Origin of the sequence: Macrococcus psychrotolerans, from assembly GCF_038095555.1 — a bacterium.
GTDB classification, from domain to species: domain Bacteria; phylum Bacillota; class Bacilli; order Staphylococcales; family Staphylococcaceae; genus Macrococcoides; species Macrococcoides psychrotolerans.
Genome location: NZ_CP124591.1, coordinates 1,363,887 through 1,383,180 on the forward strand (window position 1 = coordinate 1,363,887; position 19,294 = coordinate 1,383,180).

The following is a 19,294-nucleotide window of genomic DNA, read 5'->3' on the forward strand; positions in this document are numbered from 1 at the left end:
GACTTACTTTGCCCACTGCCTCAGACTTTAACGCCTGTAATCTTTCTTTAAGTTCCATGTTCTTCCTCCTTAATTTTAAACAATAAAAAAAGCCTTCATTCCCTATACAAGGGACGAAAGACTCCGCGGTACCACCCAAATTTGTGCATATGCACACAGCTCATTAAGCGATAACGGAACAACCGGTCTAACTTCTTATTAGACTGCCTGTCAGCTGAAAAGATAGGTATGTGAAGATTTCACTCTCACCAATGTGAAACTCTCTTGACAACACATACATATCCCGGCTGATAAACGGCGATGTATTTCATTATTTTAATTATATAGAATGTATGCACGTTATTCAAGTCCATAGATTATAGTATGTATATACATAAATCAATATATCAAAAAAACTTTAAGTAAAAATATAGATAAAAGTTGTCATATGTATTATCATTTAAATTAAGTACCTTATTATTATTTATTATACTAAAATATATTAACTAAGGAGTCTTATCATGAAAAATAAAAAAATTTTGACGATGGTATTTGCAACTTCCTTCTTTATAGTTCCTGCACAAGCATTTGCTAATACATCCGAAACTTCAAAAATCGATTTAATTAAGCCTCAAATCGAATCAAGTAAAAGCGAAATTAAGGAGAATGTTAATACAATAACTGAGGAAGCTAAAATAAAAAAAGAAGAGATCCAAACCTTAAGAGATGATGCAGCAGAAGTACGTGATAAAGTAACTGAGGAAGCTAAAATAAAAAAAGAAGAGATTCAAACCTTAAGAGATGGCTCAGCAAAAGTGCGTGATACAATTTCAACTCAACTTCAGGAAGTTAAATCATCAGAAAGTGCAGTAAACTTTAATGAAGCGCCTAAAAATAGTGTAACAGCACCTTTAGATGATACCGAAAAGAGCAGCGCCGAGAAACAACACATCAATCTAAATAATATTTCACCTGAAATAGACGGGAAAGCAATCTCTCTTTCTGATAAATGGCTGAACAAAGAAAATATCGATACACTATTAAAATTAGAAACTTTAAAGTATAAACAGGAAATCAGCGAGTTAGAATATAAAACCAAAGTACTTAAAATACTTAATGAGACACTAAGCAACTATCTGAATCAGACAGATCGCTTACATTTTAACTTTGACGACCTGCTGGCACATGATTTTAACACAGATGAGCTTACTCAGAAATATCAATCAAGATTAAATGATCTCTCATCTTTAAAAGATGCCGGCCAATTTACACAGCATGAATATAACGGAAAAGTTTTCGACCTCCTTCACGACCATCTTCAGGAAGGAAATCAAAAACTCGCCACACTCAATAATAAAATTGGAACTAATGATATTAAGGACTCGCTTGCTAGCGGATTTGTCGACAACTTATCAGCTCCTGTAAAAGCAGAACCTATGAGCATGAAATCAAGCACAAACACGCTACCTGAATCAGGTGAAGCAGCTAGCAAACCCTTGATGGTAGCTGCAATTGTTGTACTCATTGTTGGTGCATTGATACTATATCGTTCACGTAAAAGAAAATAACTCAAATAATAAAACACATCATTAAATTGATGTGTTTTATTACTGTAAAAAAAAACGAAAGCATTTTTACGAGAAACTTTTACTATGACAATCTCACTATTACGTTTTCTCCGTTTGTTAATCACTTCAAAAATTACTTTACGACCCATTTAATTGCAATAAAAAAGTAGAACCGATTACCCGGTTCTACTTCACAAAATGATACATCAATATTCCTGCACAAACGGCAACGTTCAGACTTTCAGCCCTACCATAAATGGGTATATATAAATTTTCATCTGTAGCGGATAGTATTTCAGGGTTCACACCTTGCCCTTCATTTCCTAATACAATCATAAAATTATCACTTGGTATGACTTCTTTATAATCACGTGCCTTCTCTAAACTCGTACCATAGATTGTACCGTTAGACTTTGAGCTTGCTTCATCAAAATCCATCTCAATGACCGGTATATGAAACACACTACCTTGAGATGCACGCAGAACTTTGTCGTTATAAATATCAACAGTCCCTTTTGCTATAATAACGGCGTCCAATCCTGCTGCATCAGCTGTACGAATAATCGTTCCAACGTTCCCAGGATCCTGAATACGGTCTAAATAAATAACACGGTTCAGTTCAGCGTCTTTCCCATCTTTCATATTGCATACGGCGTATATTCCTTGAGGTGCTTCTGTCTGAGATAACTTCTCAGCAACTTTAAAAGTGATTTCATACTGTTGTTTGCTACCTGCAACCATAGCTTCTGTCAATTTATCCGGATTAACAGTAAGGATCATTTCAATATCAACATTACTGTTTACTGCCTCTTCAACGAGATGTTCTCCTTCAATTATAAACTGCTGCATTTTCTTTCTATCTTTCCTGTTATGCAGTTTAGCTATCTGTTTGATCTTCTGATTTTGTATTGATTCAATTATTTCCATTATTGTCCCTCTTCCTTTATCAATGAGAATCCTGGTCTCATTTCTGCTAATGACTCCATCACATCAATCCACTGGTTGCCAGCTTCTTTAAAAGTTGTTTCAAATAGATGACGCTGTGCTTCGTTTAACGTATCTATCAGCTGTATCCCTTGATCAGTAGGATAGAGTTCTTTCAGACGTTTATCCTGGGGTGATGGTTGTTCAGTAATCAGCGCTTTTTCTTTTAATACTTTCAGTGTACTTTGTGAACCTTGCTTAGAAATCTCAAGTACTGTCAGCAATTCTTTCATAGTTATCCCTGGTTTCTTACAAATAAAAAACAGAAATCGATGATGCTGTCTTAACATACCGTGTTGTTCAATAATTTCATCTGCTGCTCCAATGAACGTCTTATATGCAAAGTAAAATAACATATGTTCATAGTCTTTATCCATATACATTGTCTCTATCCCTTCAACGTATTACTTATATTATACAGTGAAAAATTAAGATTACAACAAATAGGTCAATGCAGTTGACTTAATATTATTTTAGCTATATATTTAAATTGTTACTAAAGAAAGGATGAGAGATATGAAACAAAGAATCGGTCAATACTTAATCGATGCACTTCATGTTAACGGTGTCGATAAAATTTTTGGAGTACCAGGTGACTTTACGTTAGCATTCCTTGACGATGTCATTCGTCATGACAGTGTCGAATGGATAGGCAATACAAATGAACTCAATGCAGCCTATGCTGCTGACGGCTATGCGAGAGTTAACGGACTTGCAGCAGTAAGTACAACATTTGGCGTAGGAGAACTAAGTGCCGTAAACGGAATTGCTGGAAGTTATGCTGAACGTGTGCCTGTCATAAAAATTTCGGGCGGTCCTTCATCTGTCGCTCAACAAGAGGGACGCTACGTCCATCATTCACTTGGTGAAGGTATTTTCGATTCCTATTCGAAAATGTATGCACATATCACTGCGACGACAACAATACTTTCTGTCGACAATGCAGTGGGTGAGATTGACCGTGTCATTCATAGCGCGCTCAAAGAAAAGCGTCCTGTACACATACACCTACCAATAGATGTTGCTTTGACAGAAATTGAGATTCCCCATGCACCTAAAGTATATACACATAAGTCACAAAATGTTGATGCATATATCCAGGCGGTAGAGGAGAAGCTCATGTCTGCAAAACAACCTGTAATTATAGCGGGACATGAGATCAACAGCTTTAAACTACATGAACAGCTAGAGCAGTTCGTAAATCAAACAAATATACCTGTTGCACAGCTTTCTCTTGGTAAATCTGCATTTAATGAAGAAAATGAGCATTACCTAGGGATTTATGACGGTAAGATTGCGAAAGAAAATGTGCGTGAGTATGTGGATAATGCAGATGTCATCTTAAATATCGGTGCAAAACTGACAGACTCTGCAACAGCAGGTTTCTCATACAAATTCGATACTAATAATATTATCTATATTAACCATAATGACTTTAAAGCTGAGGATGTTATAAGCGATAATGTCTCGCTGATTGATCTAGTAAACGGATTGAACAGCATCGACTACAAGAATGAAACACACTACCCATCATATCAACGTTCGGATATGAAGTATGAGTTGAACGACGCACCTTTAACACAAAGCAACTACTTCAAAATGATGAATGCATTCTTAAAAAAAGATGATATTTTACTTGCAGAGCAAGGCACATCATTCTTTGGTGCTTATGATCTATCTTTATATAAAGGGAATCAATTTATCGGTCAGCCGTTATGGGGATCTATCGGCTATACATTCCCATCTCTATTAGGTTCCCAGCTTGCTGATGTGAATAGACGTAATATTCTGCTCATCGGTGACGGTTCATTACAATTAACTGTTCAGGCCCTATCTACGATGATCAGAAAAGACATTAAACCGATTATCTTCGTAATCAATAACGATGGCTATACTGTTGAACGTCTGATACATGGTATGGAAGAACCATACAATGACATTCAGATGTGGAACTACAAACAGTTACCAGAAGTATTTGGTGGTAAAGACACCGTTAGAGTCCACGATGCTAAGACTTCAAATGAATTAAAGACAGTTATGGACAGCGTTAAAGCAGACAAAGACCACATGCACTTTATTGAAGTACATATGGCTGTAGAAGATGCTCCGAAGAAATTAATCGATATCGCAAAAGCTTTCTCTGATGCGAATAAATAGTATATTTATTGTAGCCAGGACACATTACGTTGTTCCTGGCTCTTTTATAGTGAATGATATTTCATAATAATTTGAATTTTTGATATAATTATTATGAAATATCATTTAGGAGTGATCTCATTAATACTGAAATTATTATTTTAATTCTTGGTTTGCTACTTTTTACTGCAGTCATGACAACAACGTTATCCAGTAAACTCGGACTTCCCTCATTAATCGTCTTTCTCGCTGTAGGTATGGCACTGAATTCATTCATTATGTTTGATAATGCTTTCCTCGCACAACTTATTGGAACAATCGCACTTGTCATCATTCTGTTCGATGGTGGTATTCAAACAACTAAATTAACGGTGAAAAATGCAATCTCTTATGCATCTATACTAGCAACAATCGGTGTTCTCATTACAAGTTTCATTGTAGGTGTAGCCACAGTTTTTATATTAGATTTATCCTGGAAACAGGGGCTGTTATTTGGAGCCATTGTCGGATCTACGGATGCTGCCGCTGTATTCAGTATTCTTGGTAACAAGCAAATTAAACAGAAGATTAAAAGCATACTTGAGGTTGAATCTGGAACAAATGACCCTATGGCGTTATTTTTAACTGTTACGATGATCAATCTACTAACAATGCCAGATGCATCACTTCTAACAAGTGCATTACTATTTGTATGGCAAATGGTAGGCGGCGCATTACTAGGCCTGCTCATCGGATATATTACAGTTAAACTCATAAACTTTGTAGAGCTTGAAGCGACTGGACTCTATCCTATCCTTGCACTTACTTTAGCCTTTCTTACATACGGACTATCTTCTCCACTGAAAGTCAGTGGACTCCTTGCTGTATATGTCTTTGCATTATATTTAGGTAACCATCCGCTCAGCTACCGTGCAAATATCATCAGATTCGGCGAAAGCTTTGCATGGATGGCTCAGATGACAATGTTTATACTATTAGGATTACTCGTATTCCCTAGTCAGCTGCCAGGCATAATGATTCAAGGATTACTCATCGCAATCGTCCTGATGTTCGTGGCAAGGCCTATAAGTGTCTGGCTAACACTCTTCTGGACGGATCTATCGAAGAAAGAACTTACCTTTATCTCATGGGCAGGATTACGGGGTGCAGTACCAATTATTCTTGCAACATATGCACTGTTAGCAGAAGTTGAAAATTCAGAAATTATCTTTAACGTCGTCTTCTTTGTCGTGTTACTAAGCGCATTACTGCAAGGTATGACACTTGTCCCTCTTGCGAATAAACTCGGACTTAATAAAGGAGAGGCACATACAAGTCCTTACCACTTTGATATGGTTGCAAGCGAAGTTACAGAAGTTGATATACGTGAATACCTTGTAAAATTAGGATCACCATGGGCAAATAAAAAAATACATGAACTTGGTCTACCGAGACAATCCAATATTAATGCGGTTGTAAGAGACGACAAGTTGTACGTGCCTGATGGTAATTTTGAGATACAGACAAACGACATATTATATATCATCGCAAGTAAGAAACTACATCTGAGCATTCAGAAAGAACTTGCGAAATTAAAAGCGAAAAAAGAACGCCCTGTCAAATAGACAAGGCGTTTTATTATTCCTTCACAGCTTTAAAGATGACAAATGACGGGCGATGATTAATTTTTTCGATATCGACATGGCTCATATATTCATTGGATAACTCGGTATTTCCGGTTTCGATGATACGCTCTAATTTAAATCCTGCTTCAAGTAATGTATTCAGCAGCTCCTCCATCGTTCGATGATATTTTATTACGTCTTGCTGCAACCATCTTGTACTACGCATACCACTCTCGAAGTAATGATCTAGCTTATAATGATCATACATATCAGGCACATGTGACCATAAATCGTCTGAACGTGTTGCAGTTGCGACAGGATGCTCAATTGAGAAGATAAACACACCAGTATTTTTCAAATGATTATAAACCTTTTGAACAGCACCTTTATAATCTTCAATATAGTGAAATGCAAGGGATGAAACGATAACATCATAATCCGCGACAGAATCAAATTCCATAAAATCAGTATTCAAGAAAGTAACATGCTGATCCTGTATATTTTCCTTTGCTTCCTGTATCATGTTGCTAGAAATATCGATGCCCGTGATCTGAATCGGAGACTGCTCAAGCATATACTGGACGAGCTGTCCCATTCCACAACCGATATCGAGTATTGTCTTATTATACAGATTCGGCAGAAGTTCTTTGATTCTCGGTACTTCTATCATTTCGTTATAACTCGTTGGATTTAATCTGACTTCTTTATAACGATTAAAGAAGTCGTGGTTATCATAAATGTTGTGCATATGGATTCTCCTCTTAGTGTAAGGAATACAGTACGTTTCATAGGTGGCGTACTTTAAGATAGTTCGACACATACATCACGAATCTCACTATCTCAACGCTCTAGGTGGCGTACTTCAACATAGTTCGACACATACATCTCGAATCTCACTATCTCAACGCTCTAGGTGGCGTACTTTAACATAGTTCGACACATACATCTCGAATTTCACTATCTCAACGCTCTAGGTGGCGTACTTCAAGATAGTTCGACACATACATCTCGAATCTCACTATCTCAACGCTCTAGGTGGCGTACTTTAACATAGTTCGACACATACATCTCGAATTTCACTATCTCAACGCTCTAGGTGGCGTACTTCAAGATAGTTCGTCACCTGCAACATAATTCACAATGCATCAACGCTTTAGGTGGCGTACTTTCCAATAATTCGCCATCTACAAAACCATTCCTAAATCTCCTGCTTAATAATTCGTTCCACCGCTTCATCATCAATACTTTCTACAACTTTCTTAAGCAATTTCACTGCACCATTATAATCTTCACGATGCATCATCGAAACATTACTATGGATATAACGTGTTGGCACAGATATTGTAATCGCTGGTACACCGTTATTACTCACTGCAACGTGCCCTGCGTCCGTATATCCTCCTGTAAGATGATCAATTTGATATTTAATACCATTCTCCTCTGCCACCTGTTCAACATATCGTCTAAAGGATACATGTCCAATATTCCAGGCGTCTGATAACAAAATTACAGGGCCATCTCCCATCTTAGTTTGTCCGGCGTTCTCCATACCCGGTGTCTTTGAACATATACATACATCAATAGCTATTGCCAGGCTCGGACGTATCTTATTTGCTGCAGTGATTGCACCACGAGATAAAGTCTCTTCCTGCGTAACAGCGCCTGCATACAAAGTAACATGATTATCAACTGCTTTAATAACTTCGTATGCTGCAGCACATCCAAAGCGGTTATCAAATGCTTTAGCAAGTAAATAATTAGGATTAGCCATCACTTCAAACTCTGAATACGGGGTGATTGGATCGCCAACACGTACACCTGCATCCAATGTCTCTTCACGATTATCTGTACCGATATCGATAAACATCGCATCTGGATCAACTTTATTACGTTCTGCTTGTGGTAAGACATGCGGTGGTTTACTACCGATGACACCTCGCACTTCCCCTTGTTGCGTTAAAATCGTAACCTTCTGACTTGTCATTACAGTTCCAGACCAGCTGCCTAAATTCGTAAATTTAATAAATCCATCTTCAGTAACTTCTGTTACCATGAAGCCAATTTCATCTAGGTGGCCCAGTAACATTATTGAATGGTTTGAAGCCATCTTTTTAACCCCAAAGATGCCTCCTGTATTATCGTGCACCGTTTCTATACTTTCTTCATCAAATAGTTCCTGCATCAGCTTTGTCATCGGCAGTTCAAATCCAGCCGGTGCATTACAGTCGGTCATTTGTTTAAGTAGTGCTAGTTGCTTGTCCATAAATACATCTCCTATTCCACCGTAAACTTATATTTTATGTTATTATAGGATATTATTACATATATTGTTCCAAAAATATACCATCGCTGGTCCAATTAATTTATGCCATCCTTTAGCAATTGCTAATGCAGCAGTCTTCGGTCATCCTATATTTGCATTACTTGAAAATAATATTCCCTCCAGCTTTCGGTAATATATCAGTCTTAGATACTGAGCTTCTAAATGATACAGCCATAATAAAGAACTCTGCATCAAAATTTAACACAAGTTCGAGCAACGAGATTTCTTTTCTACTAATATAATCCTCCTGCCCTGCAAAAAGTGGCTTCATTGTTAATCTCATCAATAAACATTATATTTCTTATTTATCAGAATGCTTTATAATATTGATGAACCACTCACATCTCATAAGCGCTTTGCAAACTTTTCTTTATGTTCAGCAGGTAAAGCCTCCACCTTCAATGCTTTATCAATCAATGCTTTATTCTTCTTATCACCGTATACTAATTCATTAAACTCATGTAATGTAAACCCTGTTTCATCTTTTTTCACAAGTTCTAACTGACAATCAGGTGCTACCATACCTTCAGCAAGTACTCTAAAGTAACACCCTGTTGCTCGACTTGCGGCCATCATCTTTACGATATTTGGTACATTGTGTATCTGGGCGATTGTATTACATGGTCCACGTCCTTCAGTCACTTGAATAAGCGCCTCTCCAAGTTTATAAATGTCACCAATGCTAATTGTATCTTTATCTAATCCGACGGTTGTTATATTCTCACCGAACAAACTAAATTCCGTGTCAATCTCTATGTAATCTGACCATAAATCATAATCATTAAGATCATATAAGCAAACCGCTTTATTTATACCGCCATGCCCTTTATAGACATGTTGATCTCCTACAAACCCCATAAAAGTGAGTTGTACTGCATTCTCAACAGGATATTTATAATAAGCAGTTTTCTTCTCTTTACCTTTTACATTAATCTTTTCTATACTACCGATACAAATTCTTTTCACTTCATACTGCATGTCCTCACCTCTTCAATTGTGTTATTTCAAGTGTATTATTATCGATTAAATAAGTAAATTAAAAATCAGCTACTCAAATGAGCAGCTGCTGATATAAATTTAATTTCTTTTTACTGAACACGGTATAATTAAAAAGATCAAAGTAATGCGCAAGCTTTAGTTCAATAATAAATCAACATAAAACCGAAACATAATAATATCTTTATGTTTCGGTTTCTATCGTTAACTATCTTTTCTTATTACGTTTCTTATATGACACAACGCGTGACTTCTTCTGCTGACGATATTCCGGCATTTCGATAACTTTATGTCCACCGATACGCCATAACCTTACTTCTGTGTACATCGTCTTTAACAACTTCGTTAAGTTCTCTGTCGGTACTATAGAGATCATCTGTCTTGCACCAAGATCTGCGACAAATTCAAATGCTGTTTCAAAGCTATCTGTCACACGAAATGTCTCTATAATTTCGTTGAACAGTGCTTCTACTTGCTGTGGATAAATATGTTCACCTTTCATATTGTGCTTCAATTCTGTCTTTAAGTCTTCTTTTAATTTATTATTCTCTACATGTGAGTTCTGTACATATTTATAGATTTGCTGAGCGTTCACTGGTGTATAGTATTCCATATTGCTGAACATTACATCTAAATCCATCTGCTGATGTGAATATATTTCATGTTTCACCCAGTTGCCTTTAATATTCGGTACGAGATTTGGAAAGTAGGTCGTTATATCCTGCTTGATGTCATCACTCGTAATATCCTTGCGATATACTTTCTTATACACTTGCTGCATAAAATCCAGACGTACAAATCCGTATAGGTTCATCATTCCACGGTAAAACTTAATCTTCTCGATTTCCGGATTAATTATGCCTGATGCTTTCAATTTTTTAAAATGTTCAAGCACATCTTTCGGTACGAAGAGGATTTCATTAAAATCATGACTGAACGCAAAGATTTCTCTCGTTGCCCCTTTCATATATGTGAAATTGTCATAGCCGAACTGCAATGCATTCTCAATATTCAGTTGCAGCTCAAAGTCCATATACTTCATCATCTTCTGAATCATCGTGAAGTCTTTAAAGAATGCCTGATGAATCATGTTAATATTTGAATTTTTATCTGATTTTTCTTCTAACTGATAAAAGCGTACAATCCCGATGATATCTTCATCACTTAATGTTTGTAAATGTGTCTTCAAATCTTTGTTCGACCAGTTATCAATCATCGTATGAATGTTTGTTTCAATTTCAAGCTGTGATTGATATTGTTCGAGATTGGCTTTTAGCACATCGCTTTCATATGCAGTTTCTTCATCAGTCGGTGCTTCAATCCATTCATGTTCACTATTTAGGTGCAGTTCATTATAATAGTTGATCATTTCATTTGGAATTTCAAAGATTTTACCGCTACTTGCTTCAATCAGTCCTGCTTCAACTAAGTTAGGTAATACATATTCCGTCTGTATACTATCTTTATTGATACGGTTGCCGTTTGCGGCGAGCAATGTTAAATAGAGGTGCTCTGTTTCATTTAAATTTGGAATCACTTGGTGAATTATTGATTTAGTAATTGTCATATATTGCTCCTATCTATAAAAAGGCTGAACTACTTCAGCCTTTAATATTAATGATATTGCGATTAAATTGTATGCCATACGTTTCTTCAAATAATTGTAGCGCTTGAGTACTGAATGCAAATACTTGCGTAAAAGTTCTTTCGCTTAATACATCAACATGTACGTTTCTGTACTTTTCCTGTACTAATGCGTCATTCATCTGGTCGATTGCGTAATAAAATCCACCTTGCTCAAATCGTTCGATAAGTTCATGCTTATTGATTTCATCTGTACTTATATAGAGATGGGCTTCATTAAATTCAGGTAGGGATTCAAACCATGATACCCCTTTTCTGCAGTTCACAACGTCACCAATAATAATCATTGCCGGATGTGTAACCTCTTCTTCCTGAACTTTCTGGATAATATTTGTTAAATCTCCTGTAACCGTCTTCTGGAAGCCATAACTTGCATGTCCAATTACTGCTATTTTTAGATGAGCTTCATTTTTAGATAATACTTCTACGATTTCAGGTAATGCTTTCATCCCCATATACAGTGCAAGTGTTCCACCTTTCGCGAGTGCTTCAAAATCAATTTCTCTGACGCTGTCTTTTTGCAGATGACCCGTTGAAAACGTAACATGCGGTGAATATGCACGGTCCGTCAGTGGGAAGCCTGAATAGAGCGCTGCAGCCGATGCGCTTGTAATCCCTGGAACAATCTCGTATGGCGTATGGTCGTCCAGACTTTCTACTTCTTCAGTCAGGCGACCGAATATACCTGGGTCCCCACCTTTTAGACGGACAATAGTCTTATACTGCTGCGCACAATGATTAATGATTGTATTGATTTCATCCTGCTTCTTATATTTTACGTCAGGATTCTTACCAACGTATATCAGTTTGCATTCGCGCTTGCTGAGCTGCAGTAATATTGGATTTACAAGACGATCATATATAATCACATCTGCCTGCTCGATTTTACGTATTGCCTTATAAGTAACAAGACCTGGGTCACCTGGTCCTGCACCGATAAAGTAAACTTTACCTAGATCCATATATAAAGTACACCATCTTCGACTTCTGTTTTATAAGTCTCAACACATCCGTCTGCTTCATCTGGTGCCTGAATTTGTCCATCGTTTAAATTAATCTTTCGATCATGCAGCGGACAGAATACGTAATGCTCACTTACCGTACCTTCTGATAAAGGACCATTTTTATGAGGACAGCGATTACCGATCGCTCTAATATCTCCAGATTCTAATAAGAATATACCAATCTCTTCGTCTTTCACAAATACTTTTTTACCAATTTGAGGTTCTAATTCAGATACATTGAATAGTTTAATTTTTTCCATGACTATACGCGCTCCACTTCATACATTTTTCGTTTCTCTTCATCTGATGCAATTGCTTTCCATGGTTCTTCCTGACGTGCTTTATTAGCATCCATCAAACGATCGTATAATTCCTGTTGTTTCGCTTCATCCAGCAGTACTTCTTTCACCTTGTCGAAACCTAAGCGCTCCATCCACGGTGCAGTACGTTCAGCGTAAATTCCTGTTTCACGGTAGTATTGCATCATCGCGCCACATAAACGTACAACTTCATCTTCAGTTGCTACTGTCGTAAGTAACGTTGCAGCTTTAACTTCTGTACCACCATTACCACCAACAAAGATCTGGAAGCCATTCTCGACACCGATAACACCGAAATCTTTCACACCAGATTCTACACAGCTACGTGGACAGCCTGATACCCCAATCTTAAATTTATGCGGTGTATCAATATATTCAAATGTTGACTCGAGACGAATTGCAAGTTGCGTCGTTAACTGTGTACCGAATCGACAGAATTCTTTACCGACACATGATTTAACAGAACGTAGTTTTTTACCGTATGCAGATGCCGAACGCATACCTAGATCTTCCCATACTTGAGGCAATTCCTCTTTCTTAATACCATATAGACCGATGCGTTGTGCACCAGTGATCTTCACTAATGGCACATCATATTTCTTCGCCACTTCACCTAATTTAATTAACTGATCAGGATTCGTTACTCCACCCTGCATCTGTGGAATAACTGAGAAAGTACCATCATTTTGAATGTTTGCATGGAAACGTTCATTTGCATAGCGCGAGTCTTTTTCATCTTCATGTTCATGTGGCCAGCACATATTTAAGTAGTAGTTGACTGCAGGACGACATTTCGGACATCCACCTAAGTTTTTAAATCCTAATACGTGACGAACTTCTTTAGATGTCTTTAATCCTTTTGCACGAATTTGTGTCACAATCTGATCACGCGAAAGATCAGTACAACCACATATTCCAGCCGGTCCCCCTGCTTCAAATTTATCTCCTAAAGTAAAGCTAAGTAAATCAGCGATTTGACCTTTACATTTACCACATGATCCACCCGCTTTAGTATGCGCTGTAACTTCACCAACCGTCGTCAATCCTTTTTCATGTACAGCTTTAACGATCTGCCCTTTAGATATACCGTTACATCCACAAATTGTTTCATCGTCTGCCATCGTTTCCACACTGATTGCATCAACTTCACCAGCTTTATGCAGTAATGACACTAATGTAAATTCTTCGATTGCTTCTTCTTTTTTCATCATATTGTAGAAGCGGTTACCTTCTTCGGTATCACCGTACAGTACTGCTCCTACAACTTTACCTTCTTCTACATACACTTTTTTATAGACATTATCTAAACCGTTGTACACTTCAATACCGCGTGTCTTTTCACCTTCATAAATCTTACCCGCAGAGAATAAGTCACAACCAGATACTTTAAGTGAAGTAAATGTAGTTGAACCGTGATATCCATCTGTTGGATTGCCAGTAATGTGGTCAGCTAATACTTTCCCTTGTTCGTAAAGTGGCGCTACTAAGCCATAAACTTTTGCGTTATGCTCAACACATTCACCAACTGCGTATATATCTGGGTCACTTGTCTGCATAAAGTCATTAACAACGATACCACGACCGATTTCAAGTTCAGCGGCACGTGCTTGCTTTGTTACGGGACGAATACCAACAGCCATAACAACTAAATCCGTTTCAATTACTGAACCGTCACTTAAACGGATTGCTTCAACGCGTTCTTTACCGATAATTTCCTGTGTATTCCCTTGTAATTTAAATTTCATACCTTGTTTCTCTAAATCTGCTTTCAACATTTCTCCAGCTTTACGGTCTAGCTGCATTTCCATTAACCATTCGCCTAAATGTACAACAGTAACATCCATGCCCTGGTCAAGCAATCCACGCGCACATTCTAATCCAAGCAATCCACCACCGATTACGACAGCTTTTTTGTAATGACGCGCCTGCTCAATGATGTATTCTGTATCTTTAATCGTTCTCCAGCCGATTACACCTTCAAGTTTCACACCATCAATCGGTAACATGAAGGCAGTAGAACCTGTTGCAATGATGAGTTTATCATATGAAACTGTAATTCCCTTTTTCGTTGTTACTCTCTTATTTGTTCTGTCGATTGATTCAGCTTTATCATCATTGATTAATGTGATGCCTTGTTCTTTATACCATTCATAATCATTTAGAATTGTTTCCTGAACATCCATCTTCTTCTGTAAAATATTTGACAGCATAATACGATTATAGTTCGGATATGGTTCTTCACCGATAACTGTAATTTCAAATAGATCTGGATTACGCTCCAAAATTTCTTCGATCGTACGTATTCCTGCCATACCATTACCAATCATCACTAATTTTTGTTTCATATTTTTTCTCCTCTTCAATTCAATGGTTTATTTTAATAACGCTTTAATTTTATGTTTAAGTGCTTTACTTTTCTCTGGACTTACACCTTCGCTTGAAATCATAATACGCATATCCTCATGCTTGAAAGACGCTACATTAAAGAAGTTTGAGTTACTCTTATTTGAGCAATCATTAACAAGCTGATTATCATATACACATTCCATCACCTGCTTATTGACATCGTCATCATTTGTTGTAATAAACACGATGTCATATTGACTGATGTCCTGCTTTATAAATGGATGTTGGATGCATGCAACATCCATGCGCTCTATTTCAGCATCTATCTCTGGTGCTATGACAGTGATATGTGCCCCTTCACCTTGTAAACCATTTACTTTGCGCTTTGCAATTCTGCCTCCACCAACAATAAGAATATTTTTCCCTTCTAAATTAAGCATGACCGGATACATGGGTACACTCCTCAAGCGCTTTGAGCTTATTTAATACGCCTTGAGCCATATTAAAATCTAAATCTAATGTTTCAGTAAAAGAAATATCATATCCCGCTTCAATGAATGGCTGACTTAGTCTTTTAATCTTGTGCACGAGATGACCATCGAATAAGAAATACGGCATAATTACAATCTTCTGATGCTTATCCATCGTCTTTAGTTTTTCTTCAAGACTTAAATTACCATATAACATTGCCGGAACTAGCGTCTGGTCTGTCGATTGCTGCATTACTTGTACCATAGCAGTAAGACGCTCATCGGGTTCAGTAAATCTTTTGTTACCATGGGCTGTAATCAAAATTGTTTCGTCGCTAAACTCAGAGAGGATGCGCTCACACACCTGGTACACGCTCGGTTCATCACCGAAACAGTCGGCAATGCGATATGTTATGTAAGGAAAGTCCTTCAACACTTCATCAAGCTGTTCTGGAATATCTTCTCTTGCATGCATCGCCGGAAATAAGAGCATCGGCATCACCAATAATTCTGTAACACCAAGTGCTATCATACGACGTGTAACAATGGGTACATTCTCAGCATCTTTTTCCAGAAAAGCTAGCTGTTGCACTCTCTCGGGACGCTTAGAAATAATATGGTCAATAAATGCTCTAAAGCGCTCATTTTTATCCGGCATCTTTGATCCATGTGCAATATATATGATTCCTTTCATAGGTGTCCACCTCTTTATTAGATATATTTTTATTATAGCTTAATTAGTTGTGAATATGTTCACATAAGTAGATGAATAGGGATTTCCCTATATAATTTATTTTGCAAGAAAAAACAAAAAAACCGTTCAATGATGAAATATCATCATTGAACGGTTTTAATTACTATTATTTTAAAGCTGCTTTCGCTTGGTTTACTATCTCAGCAAATGCTTTTTCGTCAGAGATAGCGATCTCTGATAACATTTTACGGTTAACATCAATGCCAGCAACTTTTAATCCGTTCATTAAACGGCTGTAGCTGATATCGTGTTGACGTGCTGCTGCATTGATACGTGCGATCCATAATTTACGGAATTCACGTTTCTTTTGACGACGGTCACGGTATGCATATTGACCTGACTTCATTACTTGTTGTTTTGCTACTTTATATAATGTATGTTTAGAACCAAAGTAACCTTTAGCTAATTTGATCGTTTTTTTACGACGGGCGCGTGTTACTGTTCCACCTTTAACTCGTGGCATTATAATTCCTCCTTAAAATTCCTATTATTATTTTACGTACGTTAACATTTGTGCTACGCGTTTTTGGTCACCTTTAGAAACTAAAGATGCTTTACGTAATCCACGTTTTTGTTTTGTTGATTTGTTAGCAAATAAATGTGAAGTGTAAGCTCTTGAACGTTTTAATTTCCCTGAACCAGTTCTTTTAACACGTTTTGCTCCACCACGGTGAGTTTTCATTTTAGGCATGTTTTTATCCTCCTAGTTTTGTTTTTTATCGACGATAGGCGCTAACATTAAGAACATTGAGCGTCCATCCATCTTTGGTTTTTGTTCAACAGTCGCAAGATCTTTACATTCTTCTGCAAATTTCTCTAATACACGCTGACCGAATTCTTTGTGCGTAATGGCACGTCCACGGAAACGAATAGATACTTTGACTTTATCTTCTTTCTCTAAGAACTTACGTGCATTCTTAAGTTTCGTATTAAAGTCATGATCTTCGATTGTAGGACTTAAACGAATTTCTTTAACCGTAACAACTTTCTGCTTTTTGCGTGCTTCTTTATCTTTCTTCTGCTGCTCAAACTTGAACTTACCGTAATCCATAATTTTGGCAACGGGTGGTTTAGCGTTTGGTGCAACAAGAACAACATCAAGATTTACGCGTTCTGCAATTTCGATTGCTTCAAACTTAGTTTTAACACCAAGTTGTTCACCATCATGTCCAATTAAACGTAATTCCTTCGCGCGAATTTTGTCATTGATTTGAGTTTGATCTTTAGCTATGGTTGACACCTCCTATATGATTTACGAAGACAAACAAAAAAGCGAATGCATTATGCACCCGCTAAAAAATAGACATGTCTAACCATGTTATTTAACCCTGTAACTGCTATTGCGTCTTCAGGGCGAGAAGCGGGATGCTTCTACTTGTCCGTTTCGTATTCAACAGACTTAATAATAACAGGGTTATGCATCAATGTCAACATCTATTTTTTCATATTTACTCATATCTGTATCTTGTGATAAATCAACTTTTTCTAATGGGATCTTCTTTGTTTTATATCTCAGTTTATGATAGAAGAAAAATACTAAGAAAATAGGAATTCCCATATATGTAATCATAAAGCCATTCATGTCAAAGTTTCTATTTATAATCAGGTCCGTATCCTGACCAATAATTACAAAGAGACATAGTATGAATGCAAAGATTGGACCGAATGGGAACCACATTGCTTTATACTTCAATACTGATAAATCTTTGTTCTGCGCATAAAATGCACGACGGAATCTATAATGACTAATAGCGATACCGAGCCAGGCGATAAAGCCAGTTAATCCACTTGCCGCAACGATATATTCATATGCACCACTGGCCACACGTTCAACTAAGAAGATAATCAGCACAACTATGAAGGTCGCTAATAAACTCGGAATCGGAACCCCTTTCTGATTGGTCTCAGAAAATTTACGGGATGCTAATCCGTCTTTACCCATCGCGTATAACATACGTGTTGAAGCATACATACCACTGTTACCCGCTGAGAGAATTGACGTTAAGATAACAGCATTCATAAATGACGCTGCAAACGCAAGTCCAGCATTTTCAAAAACTAATGTAAATGGCGACTTCGCAACACTGTCTCCTCCCATTAAGTTCGGATTTGTGTAAGGAATGATTAAACCAATGACTAGAATAGATAAAACATAGAAAATTAATATTCTCCAGAATACTTGTTTGATTGCTTTTGGAATCGTTTTTTCTGGTTCTTCAGACTCACCTGCAGTAATTCCTACAAGCTCTGTACCTTGGAAACTAAAGCCTGCAACTAAAAATACACCAAGAATCGTTAAGAAGCTTCCGGTTAATCCATGACCTAGAAACGGTGCTTCACCAGTCGTGAAATTTTTGAACCCTAAATACTCTCCTCCGATTATTCCGAAGATTGTCAGTACACCAATCCCTAAAAATAAGATAACTGTTACTACTTTAACAATCGCGAACCAATACTCACTTTCACCATATACGCGCACTGATAATGTGTTCAAAAATAAAATGATGGCTAAAAAGACTAAACTCCATGCCCAGCCTGGTAAGAAGTCCATCGGTGCCCAGTATTTAATTACACTTGCAGCAATACTCACATCCGCCGCTACAGTAATCACCCAGTTAAACCAATAGTTCCAGCCTAATGCAAATCCAAGTGACGGATCAACGAATCGTGTTGCATAAGTTGAAAAACTTCCTGAAATCGGAAGATACGTTGCCATTTCTCCAAGTGATGTCATTAAGAAGAAGACCATAATTCCGATAATTGTAAATGCAAGTAACGCCCCACCGGGTCCAGCATCACGGATAGCTCCTCCACTGGTCATAAATAATCCTGTACCAATACATCCACCGATGGCAATCATAGATATATGACGCTGCTTCAATTTTCTTTGTACTTGATTTGTACTTTCTGACAAAGTAATAACTTCCCTTCTATAAATAAAAATGGATGCACACAATTGTATGCATCCATAAATGATTCTTCTTACCATTTAGTAGCGCATCACAATATGTGTGACAGTCTGTTACTTATTCAGTAACAGCCCAGAATTTAAGCTCATACACTTAGCTTCTTCGGCATCGTTTCCTTTCTACTGGTTTCAATTACGTGTATGACGTATCCATCAGTATACTCTTAAACAATGCGACCTCTACCTCAACGAGGAATA

Annotated in this window: 19 protein-coding genes, 1 riboswitch and 1 other annotated feature; of the genes, 3 read left to right on the plus strand and 16 right to left on the minus strand. The window is 37.3% G+C overall.

Features of this window, described 5'->3' with window-relative positions; translation table 11 throughout:
* Nucleotides 1-500: 500 nt before the first annotated feature.
* Entirely contained in the window at nt 501-1,547 is a 1,047-nt protein-coding gene (locus QA539_RS06975; protein ID WP_419895023.1) for an LPXTG cell wall anchor domain-containing protein, read from the plus strand.
* 186 nt (nt 1,548-1,733) lie between these two features.
* Here QA539_RS06975 and QA539_RS06980 read toward each other — a convergent pair whose 3' ends face one another.
* Together QA539_RS06980 and QA539_RS06985 are read right to left on the minus strand one after the other, a co-directional pair.
* Nucleotides 1,734-2,474 (minus strand): TrmH family RNA methyltransferase, encoded by a 741-nt coding sequence (locus tag QA539_RS06980; protein ID WP_283721983.1) that lies wholly within the window; start codon nt 2,472-2,474, stop codon nt 1,734-1,736.
* A complete protein-coding gene (locus tag QA539_RS06985; RefSeq protein WP_413474851.1) occupies nt 2,474-2,914 on the minus strand; it encodes a MarR family winged helix-turn-helix transcriptional regulator in 441 nt (146 codons plus the stop codon). Before QA539_RS06985 ends, QA539_RS06980 begins: the two co-directional genes overlap by 1 nt.
* Before the next feature lie 133 nt (nt 2,915-3,047).
* On the opposite strand from QA539_RS06985, the gene QA539_RS06990 reads away from it, so the two are divergent.
* Both QA539_RS06990 and QA539_RS06995 read left to right on the plus strand, forming a co-directional pair.
* Nucleotides 3,048-4,688, plus strand: coding sequence for an alpha-keto acid decarboxylase family protein (locus QA539_RS06990; RefSeq protein ID WP_419895024.1), 1,641 nt, complete (start codon nt 3,048-3,050; stop codon nt 4,686-4,688).
* Nucleotides 4,689-4,822: 134 nt separating this feature from the next.
* Nucleotides 4,823-6,271 carry a potassium/proton antiporter gene (locus tag QA539_RS06995; protein WP_308317268.1) on the plus strand — a complete coding sequence of 483 codons (1,449 nt, stop codon included), beginning with the start codon at nt 4,823-4,825 and terminating at the stop codon, nt 6,269-6,271.
* A 13-nt stretch (nt 6,272-6,284) separates the two neighbouring features.
* On the opposite strand, the gene QA539_RS07000 is transcribed toward QA539_RS06995, so the two are convergent.
* From QA539_RS07000 to QA539_RS07065, 14 genes are all read right to left on the minus strand, one after another.
* Nucleotides 6,285-7,019, minus strand: coding sequence for a class I SAM-dependent methyltransferase (locus QA539_RS07000; RefSeq protein WP_219492444.1), 735 nt, complete (start codon nt 7,017-7,019; stop codon nt 6,285-6,287).
* A 450-nt stretch (nt 7,020-7,469) separates the two neighbouring features.
* On the minus strand, nt 7,470-8,534 hold the full coding sequence (locus QA539_RS07005; protein WP_219492446.1) for a M42 family metallopeptidase: 1,065 nt from the start codon (nt 8,532-8,534) through the stop codon (nt 7,470-7,472).
* Nucleotides 8,535-8,691: 157 nt separating this feature from the next.
* Nucleotides 8,692-8,865: a hypothetical protein gene (locus QA539_RS07010; protein WP_219492448.1), complete on the minus strand. Its 174-nt coding sequence runs from the start codon at nt 8,863-8,865 to the stop codon at nt 8,692-8,694.
* A 74-nt stretch (nt 8,866-8,939) separates the two neighbouring features.
* Nucleotides 8,940-9,572 carry an MOSC domain-containing protein gene (locus tag QA539_RS07015; protein WP_219492449.1) on the minus strand — a complete coding sequence of 211 codons (633 nt, stop codon included), beginning with the start codon at nt 9,570-9,572 and terminating at the stop codon, nt 8,940-8,942.
* A gap of 226 nt (nt 9,573-9,798) precedes the next feature.
* Complete coding sequence (locus QA539_RS07020) at nt 9,799-11,157, minus strand: hypothetical protein (protein WP_283721986.1); 1,359 nt, start codon at nt 11,155-11,157, stop codon at nt 9,799-9,801.
* A gap of 34 nt (nt 11,158-11,191) precedes the next feature.
* Nucleotides 11,192-12,196: a uroporphyrinogen-III C-methyltransferase gene (cobA, locus tag QA539_RS07025; RefSeq protein WP_219492455.1), complete on the minus strand. Its 1,005-nt coding sequence runs from the start codon at nt 12,194-12,196 to the stop codon at nt 11,192-11,194.
* Nucleotides 12,187-12,498 carry a nitrite reductase small subunit NirD gene (nirD, locus tag QA539_RS07030; RefSeq protein WP_219492458.1) on the minus strand — a complete coding sequence of 104 codons (312 nt, stop codon included), beginning with the start codon at nt 12,496-12,498 and terminating at the stop codon, nt 12,187-12,189. Before nirD ends, cobA begins: the two co-directional genes overlap by 10 nt.
* Nucleotides 12,499-12,500: 2 nt before the next feature.
* On the minus strand, nt 12,501-14,903 hold the full coding sequence (gene nirB / locus QA539_RS07035; RefSeq protein ID WP_219492461.1) for a nitrite reductase large subunit NirB: 2,403 nt from the start codon (nt 14,901-14,903) through the stop codon (nt 12,501-12,503).
* A gap of 27 nt (nt 14,904-14,930) precedes the next feature.
* Nucleotides 14,931-15,356: a precorrin-2 dehydrogenase/sirohydrochlorin ferrochelatase family protein gene (locus tag QA539_RS07040; protein WP_219492465.1), complete on the minus strand. Its 426-nt coding sequence runs from the start codon at nt 15,354-15,356 to the stop codon at nt 14,931-14,933.
* The gene (locus QA539_RS07045; protein WP_219492469.1) at nt 15,337-16,068 is read right to left on the minus strand and encodes a sirohydrochlorin chelatase; all 732 of its coding nucleotides are present in this window, start codon (nt 16,066-16,068) and stop codon (nt 15,337-15,339) included. Before QA539_RS07045 ends, QA539_RS07040 begins: the two co-directional genes overlap by 20 nt.
* A gap of 166 nt (nt 16,069-16,234) precedes the next feature.
* Entirely contained in the window at nt 16,235-16,591 is a 357-nt protein-coding gene (gene rplT, locus QA539_RS07050) for a 50S ribosomal protein L20 (protein WP_219492472.1), read from the minus strand.
* A gap of 27 nt (nt 16,592-16,618) precedes the next feature.
* The gene (gene rpmI / locus QA539_RS07055) at nt 16,619-16,819 is read right to left on the minus strand and encodes a 50S ribosomal protein L35 (RefSeq protein ID WP_012657249.1); all 201 of its coding nucleotides are present in this window, start codon (nt 16,817-16,819) and stop codon (nt 16,619-16,621) included.
* A 12-nt stretch (nt 16,820-16,831) separates the two neighbouring features.
* Nucleotides 16,832-17,368, minus strand: a complete 537-nt coding sequence (gene infC / locus QA539_RS07060) for a translation initiation factor IF-3 (RefSeq protein WP_219492475.1) — start codon at nt 17,366-17,368, stop codon at nt 16,832-16,834.
* An 18-nt stretch (nt 17,369-17,386) separates the two neighbouring features.
* Nucleotides 17,387-17,511 (minus strand) — a sequence feature (ribosomal protein L20 leader region).
* 31 nt (nt 17,512-17,542) lie between these two features.
* On the minus strand, nt 17,543-18,988 hold the full coding sequence (locus tag QA539_RS07065; protein WP_241427518.1) for an amino acid permease: 1,446 nt from the start codon (nt 18,986-18,988) through the stop codon (nt 17,543-17,545).
* Between the two features lie 125 nt (nt 18,989-19,113).
* Nucleotides 19,114-19,287, minus strand: a riboswitch (Lysine riboswitch).
* Nucleotides 19,288-19,294 lie beyond the last annotated feature (7 nt).